Origin of the sequence: Streptomyces sp. NPDC001668, from assembly GCF_042893155.1 — a bacterium.
Classification (GTDB): domain Bacteria; phylum Actinomycetota; class Actinomycetes; order Streptomycetales; family Streptomycetaceae; genus Streptomyces.
Genome location: NZ_JBIAUQ010000032.1, coordinates 1 through 6603 on the forward strand (window position 1 = coordinate 1; position 6603 = coordinate 6603).

The following is a 6603-nucleotide window of genomic DNA, read 5'->3' on the forward strand; positions in this document are numbered from 1 at the left end:
GCGAAGTCGTCGCCGGGGGTGCGCATGGTGATGGCGAGGGGTTTGCCGTTGAGGCGGATTTCCAGCGGTTCCTCGGTGACCAGGGTGTCCGGGCGTGAGGAGATGGCTCCGTCGCGGATGCGGATCACCTTGCGTCGTTCCGTGACTCGTCCCATGTCCGTCCTCAGCTCCGCTTCGCCATGACGGGCAACGCCACGACGGGTATCGCCACGACGGGCATCTTCTCGATCCGGATCGCTGTGGCCTCGAACTCCACGGCCCCCGCGATCGGACAACTGGCCTGCGTAGCAGCCTGGTTGGCGTCCACTCGGTCCGGCGGACGCCCGGTCATGAACGCCAGACCGGGCCGCAGCGCCGGATCCACCCACACCCGCGCCGCCGTCCAGCCCCGCCGGGTGGTGACCCGCGCCTCCTCGCCGACCACCACGCCATAGCGCTCGGCGTCCTCCGGACTCAGCTCGACGCACTCGGCGCGCCGCAGTGAGGATCCGCGAAGGAGCAACGCCGAACCGCCTTTCTGTATCCGGGTGTTGTACGAGCCGGTACGGCGCCCCCTGGTGAGCCGGACCGGATACTCCTCGTCCGTCAGGTCGACGGGAGGGTCGAACGGCACCAGGTGGAAAGGCGTGCGCCGCGCAGGATCGTCGTGACCGCGGCCGGTCAGCAGCGACAGGTCGGCCAGCGCGCGGACCTCGGCGTCCTCAGCGCCGTCGTATGTCCGGAACGGCTCGCCCCGCGCGCAGGCCTGTGCCAACTCCCTTACGACGGCGGCCGGTACGCGCGTCACCTTCGCCGCCAGCGACACCGTCCACGGCTCGACGAGTGCCCTGTACTCCTCGAAGCCGCAGGTCGCCCGCTCGATGAACCCCAGGTCGGCCCGCCCCGTCCGGATGATCTCCCGGCCGACGGCGTGGGCCATCGGGACCCCGGTGCCGGCATTCGGCCGGACCCCGGTACCCGACCCGATGACATGAGTGCCGAGTGCCGTCATGCGGCGGACCGGAGCGCGAGGAGGTCGGACAGGGCGTGCACGGTGCGCAGCGTGGGCACGTCGACACCGGTGATCTCCGCCAGTTCGATGACGGCGGTCAGGAGGACGTCGAGTTCCAGGGGCTTGCCGCGTTCCAGGTCCTGGAGCGTGGAGGTGCGGTGGTCGCCGACGCGTTCGGCGCCGGCGAGACGGCGTTCGATGGACACGCCCACGGTGCAGCCCAGGGCCTCGGCGACCGCGAGGGTCTCCGCCATCATCGTCTCGATGACCTTGCGGGTGCCGCCGTGCAGGCACATCTGCCGCATGGTGGCACGGGCCAGCGCGCTGATGGGGTTGAAGGAGATGTTGCCCAGCAGCTTGAGCCAGATGTCGTCCCGCAGGTTCGGTTCGACCGGGCACTTGAGGCCGCCCGCCTGCATGGCCTCGCTGAAAGCCAGGCAGCGGGGGGACCGGCTGCGGTCGGGCTCCCCGATGGAGAAGCGGGTGCCTTCCAAGTGCCGTACGACACCCGGCCCTTCGAGCTCGGTCGCCGCGTAGACCACACAGCCGATGGCCCGGGAGGGCGCGAGCACCGCACTGACCGCGCCGCCCGGGTCCACGCTCTCGAGGCGGTGGCCGTCGTGCGGGCCGCCGTGCCGGTGGAAGTACCACCAGGGGATGCCGTTCTGGGCCGCGACGACCGCGGTGGTGTCGGTGAGAAGGGGCTCGATGAGCGGCCCGCACGCCGCGTACGAGTTGGCCTTCAGGCCGAGGAAGACGAAGTCGACCGGGCCGATCTCGGCCGGGTCGTCGGTGGCGTGGGCGCGGGCGGTGAAGTCACCGCGCGGGCTGAGGACCTGGACGCCGTGCTCCCGCATGGCCGCCAGATGCGGACCGCGGGCGACGAGATGGACGTCGGCGCCGGCGCGGTGGAGCGCCGCGCCGACGTAAGCGCCGATGGCTCCGGCGCCGAGGACTGCGACTTTCATGGGTGGAAGCTCCGTTCGGTGAGGGTGACCGAGGAACTGCCGACTTTGTCGACTGGATATTGTCTACAGGATGGAGAGCGGGCTCAGCAAGGGTCATGACGTCACCGAGCCTGTGAGCTGCCGCGATGTCCGGTGCGGTCGGGAGGGGGCTGAGGGCGCGGTGGGTTGTGCGCCGTAGACTGTAGGCGAAAACCAATTCATACTTGGCTCTCAGCTGCAGCTAGGCCGCTGCACAGGAGGGACCGCGATGTTGCCGACGACAGGACTGCCGTACGGGACGGTGCCCAGGCTCGAGCGCCCCGGTCCACTGCGCGACCGCGTCTACGGCGCCCTGCTCGAACTCATCACCACCCGCGCCCTTCAGCCCGGTCAGCATCTCGTCGAGAGCGAGCTCGCCGGTCACCTGGGGGTGTCCCGGCAGCCGGTGCGGGAGGCGTTGCAGCGGCTGAACACCGAGGGGTGGGTCGATCTGAGGCCTGCCCAAGGAGCGTTCGTGCACGAGCCCACGGAGGAGGAAGCGGACCAACTCCTCACCGTGCGCACCCTGTTGGAGGCCGAGGCGGCAGGGCTCGCCGCCGTCCACGCGGGCAGCGCCGGTATCGCCGCCCTGGAGGAGCTGTGCGCCCAGGGCGAGAGTGCGGTCGCCGCGGACGATGTGGACGCCGCGGTCGCCCTGAACGCCCGACTCCACGCCAAAGTCATGGAGTTGGCGGGCAACGCGGTCCTCGCCGAGCTGGCGGCCCAGGTCGACCGGCGGGTGCGCTGGTACTACACGCCGGTCGCCCGGCAGCGCGGCCACCAGTCCTGGACCGAGCACCGTGAACTGATCGCCGCGATCGCCGACCGAGACGAGCAGCGCGCCACCGCGATCATGCGGCAACACACCGAACACACGCGGAAGATGTACCACGACCGCGAGAAGTAGTCCGCGAGCCCGTTCGGCCGGCGAGGCCAGTAGCCTGCCGCTGGGCCGCTGGGCCGCTGGGCCGCTGGGCCGCTGGGCCGCTGGGCCGCTGGGCCGCTGGGCCGCTGGGCCGCTGGGCCGCTGGGCCGCCGGGCCGCCGGGCCGCCGGGCCGCCGGGCCGCCGGGCCGCCGGGCCGCCGGGCCGCCGGGCCGCCGAGCCGCCGAGCCGCCGAGCCGCCGAGCCGCCGAGCCCCTGTGGCCTGGCCAGGGCTGTGTGCCGAGGTCGACGGAGCAGGGCGGTGGGTTTCGCCGCCGTGGCGCCGCCCCGCGCATCCGTACCGTTGAGCCCGCGCCGCGCATCCGTACCTTGAGCCCGCGCCGCGCACCCGGACCGTCGAGTCCGCGCACCCGGACGGTCCAGTCCGCGTACCCGCACCGTGGAGCCCGCGCCTCCGTACCGCTGGACCAGCGTCCCGCGGGCCGCGGGCCGCAACCATCGGATGAGGCGGCCCTTGCCCGGCGCGAAGGCCGAGGTGGAGGGCCGCCTGATCCGTGGGTCGAACTTGCCTGCTCAGGCCGCGGTTTGCGGCTGCGGCACCGAGGCTCCGCTTCGGGGCCGTCCAGGCTGCCGCAGCAGCAGCGCGATCGCCGCAGCGACCATCGAGGTGGCCCCGGCCAGGGCGTACGCCCCGTCGTAACCCCACGCCGCGACGACCATGGAGCCCAGGCCGCCCCCGAACAGGCCGCTGATCAGCTTGCCGCTGTACACCAGTCCGTAGTTGGAGGCGTTGTAGTTCTCCCCGAAGTAGTCCGGGGTCAGCGCCGCGAACAGCGGGTAGAACGCGCCGCCGCCGAACCCGGACAGGAACGCGAACACCAGGAACAGCGGCTCGCTCTTGATGTCGCCCGCCCAGATCACACCGAACTGCGCGAGACCCAGGACGACGATGACGAACACCAGCGTGGACTTGCGGCCCCACTTGTCGGACAGCCAGCCCACCACGCCCCGTCCGACGCCGTTGATGACCGCCATGACCCCCATCGAGGAGGCCGCGACCAGCGGGCCGAAACCGATCTCCTTGGCGTAGTCGACCTGGAAGGAGATCCCGAAGATCGATACACCCGCTGTCATGACGAGGGCGACCCACATGAGGGGAAGCATGCCGGTCCTGACGGCCTCCTTCGGCGTGAACTGCCGTACCGCCGGAGGGTTCTTGGCAAGCGCACCCGCAGGCGCACCCGCAGGCGCACCCGCACCCTTCTCGCTGCCGCCGTGGGTGAGCGGGTCGATGTCGGCGGGCCACCAGTTCTTCGGCGGGTCCTTGAAGAAGAACGCGCACCCCACGACCACGATCAGGACGTAGCAGCCGATGAGATCCAGGACGCGGTGGTAATTGGCGGTGTCGAAGCCGTAGTTGAAGATGAAGATGAAGGGCAGTGATCCGTACGCGAAGCCGCCGTTGACGAACCCGGTCTTCGCTCCCCGGCGTTCGGGGAACCACTTGCCGACCATGTTGATGCAGGTCGCGTAGACGAGCCCGGCGCCGATTCCGCCGACGACGCCGAATCCCAGGATCGCCAGCAGGACGTTGTCGAGGTGGGACAGGGCGAGGAATCCGACAAGGCACATACCCGAGCCGGCGTACATGGCCTGACGAGCCGTCAGGATGCCCTTCTCCCGCAGCCAGCCAGCGGGGAAGGCGATGCCGGCCTGGAAGAAGACCCAGACACTGAGGATCCAGAAGGTGTTGCTCTGCGTCCAGCCATGGGCGTGGGACAGGGTGTCCTCGGCCGAGCCGTACGCGTACTCGAAGACGCTGATGGCCATCATGGTGAGCCAGGGCAGGTACACCATGAGCTTGCGGGAGTGGCCGAGGATGTCCCGGTCGGTCTCGCCGATGCGGTACACGCGGCCGCCCGCGTCGGTCACTTCCCGGTAGGGACGGTGTGCGGCGGTGGAGTGCGCGGAGTTGTCGGTCTCGCTGCGTGCTGCGTACGGATCTGCCGTCATGTCAGGCCATTTCCTCTCAGGCCATTTCCTCGCCGAGCGGTTGCGGGTTGGGGACGGTCCGACGGCTGGCCTGGGGCCTGCCGGGCGCCTTCAGGAACAGCGCGAGGACCGCGGACGCCAGGCCGATGGAGCCGGCCAGGACGAACGCCCCCTGGTAGTCCCAGGCGCCGACCACGATCGAGCCGACACCGGAGCCGACGAGCCCCGAGATGAGCTTCGAGCTGTAGACCATGCCGTAGTTGGAGGCGTTGTTGTTCTCACCGAAGTAGTCGGCCGTCATCGCGGCGAACAGCGGGAAGATCGCGCCGCCGCCGAAGCCGGAGACCATGGAGCAGAACAGGAAGAACGGCATGCTGCCCATCTGGCCCGAGACCAGCACACCGAACTGGGCGGTGCCCAGCACCAGACACACGATGATCAGCGTGTTGCGGCGCCCGAACTTGTCGGAGATCCAGCCGATCACCCCGCGCCCGGTGCCGTTGACGATCGCCTTCAGCGACATCGCCGTGGCCACGATCCCGCCCGCGAAGCCCATGTCCTTGCCGAACGGCACCTGGAAGGCGATGCCGAAGATGTTGATCCCGGCCGTGCACAGCAGGCAGAACCACATCATCCACAGGACGGGCGTACGCGCGGCCTCCCTCGGGGTGTACTGCTTGACCGCCGGCGGGTTCTTCTCCAGCGCCCGCCGGATCTTCGGATCGTCCGTCATCTTCAGCGGGTCGACGTGCGGGGGCCACCAGTTCTTCGGCGGGTCCTTGAAGAACCAGCCCGCGAACGCCACCACCGAGCAGCAGACCAGGCCCACCGTCACCAGAACGCCCCGGTAGTTGCTCAGGTCCATGTACGAGGTGAACAGGAAGACGAAGGGCACCGAGCCGTAGGCGAAACCGCCGTTGACCATGCCGGTCTTGCCGCCCTTGCGCTCCGGGAACCACTTGCCGACCATGTTGACGCAGGTCGCGTACACAAGACCGGCGCCGATACCGCTGCACACCCCGAAGCCCAGATAGGCGACGATCACGTTCGGTGCGAACGCGAGCGAGAGATAGCCGAGGACGGTGCCCAGCGCGCCGAGCATCATCGCGTAGCGGGCCGGAAGCTTCCCGCTCTCCCTGAGCTGTCCGGCAGGGAAGGCCACGGCCGCCTGGAAGAACACCCAGACGCCCATCAGCCAGAAGATGTGCCCACTGCTCCACAGATGCGCCTCGTGCAGGGTGTCCTCGGCCGACGTGAACGCGTACTCCGAGGAGCTGATGCCCAGCATGCCCATCCACGGGAAGAGCACCATGGTCCATCGTGGTCGTCCCATGATGTGCCGGTCGGTCTCGCCGATCCGGTACACGCGGCCGTTGCGGTCCGTCACCTCCTTGAAGGTGGCGGACGACGAGTAGTCGACGGTCGTCATAGTCTTCAAGCACTCCTTGCGTCGAAAGATCTGGCCAGCGCCCCCTGTCCAAATGCCTTTCGTGCGCGCACGGATCCCCGGGGCCGGCCGACGCGCACCGCCGCCGGACCCCGTGCTCTTTCACGTCATGGACCACCGCCCAACAACCCGGGAACGTGGCTCCTGTTCACCACGTCAAATCACCCCGCCCGACCTGAGCAGCCGCAACTCCTCGTCACCGAGACCCAGTTCGCCGATGTAGATGTCTTCGTTGTGCTGGCCCAGGAGGGGTGGGGTGGTGATGGTGGTGGGGGAGTCGGAGAGTTTGAGGGGGTTGCCGAC

4 protein-coding genes and 3 pseudogenes are annotated in these 6603 nt (G+C 69.4%); 1 reads left to right on the forward strand and 6 read right to left on the reverse strand.

Features of this window, described 5'->3' with window-relative positions; genetic code table 11:
* The 3 genes and pseudogenes from ACFYZ8_RS44735 to ACFYZ8_RS44745 form a co-directional block, all read right to left on the reverse strand.
* Window positions 1-155, reverse strand: a pseudogene (locus tag ACFYZ8_RS44735) (sulfurtransferase FdhD); the annotation flags it as partial.
* An 8-nt stretch (window positions 156-163) separates the two neighbouring features.
* Window positions 164-940 (reverse strand): annotated as a pseudogene (locus ACFYZ8_RS44740) (molybdopterin dinucleotide binding domain-containing protein); the annotation flags it as partial.
* Between the two features lie 47 nt (window positions 941-987).
* Window positions 988-1959 carry a 2-dehydropantoate 2-reductase gene (locus tag ACFYZ8_RS44745; protein WP_359035934.1) on the reverse strand — a complete coding sequence of 324 codons (972 nt, stop codon included), beginning with the start codon at window positions 1957-1959 and terminating at the stop codon, window positions 988-990.
* 250 nt (window positions 1960-2209) lie between these two features.
* Between ACFYZ8_RS44745 and ACFYZ8_RS44750 the strand changes: the two genes are divergently transcribed.
* Window positions 2210-2884 carry a GntR family transcriptional regulator gene (locus ACFYZ8_RS44750; RefSeq protein ID WP_388542551.1) on the forward strand — a complete coding sequence of 225 codons (675 nt, stop codon included), beginning with the start codon at window positions 2210-2212 and terminating at the stop codon, window positions 2882-2884.
* A 550-nt stretch (window positions 2885-3434) separates the two neighbouring features.
* Here the strand turns inward: ACFYZ8_RS44750 and ACFYZ8_RS44755 are convergent.
* The 3 genes and pseudogenes from ACFYZ8_RS44755 to ACFYZ8_RS44765 form a co-directional block, all read right to left on the reverse strand.
* On the reverse strand, window positions 3435-4874 hold the full coding sequence (locus tag ACFYZ8_RS44755) for an OFA family MFS transporter (protein ID WP_388542549.1): 1440 nt from the start codon (window positions 4872-4874) through the stop codon (window positions 3435-3437).
* A gap of 16 nt (window positions 4875-4890) precedes the next feature.
* Window positions 4891-6282: an OFA family MFS transporter gene (locus ACFYZ8_RS44760; protein ID WP_388542547.1), complete on the reverse strand. Its 1392-nt coding sequence runs from the start codon at window positions 6280-6282 to the stop codon at window positions 4891-4893.
* A 174-nt stretch (window positions 6283-6456) separates the two neighbouring features.
* Window positions 6457-6603: pseudogene (locus ACFYZ8_RS44765) on the reverse strand (formyl-CoA transferase); the annotation flags it as partial.

Coding starts and splice junctions, on each gene's coding strand:
- ACFYZ8_RS44760 (WP_388542547.1), bottom strand. CDS start 6,282: ATGACGACCGTCGACTACTCGTCGTCCGCCACCTTCAAGGAGGTGACG.
- ACFYZ8_RS44745 (WP_359035934.1), bottom strand. CDS start 1,959: ATGAAAGTCGCAGTCCTCGGCGCCGGAGCCATCGGCGCTTACGTCGGC.
- ACFYZ8_RS44755 (WP_388542549.1), bottom strand. CDS start 4,874: ATGACGGCAGATCCGTACGCAGCACGCAGCGAGACCGACAACTCCGCG.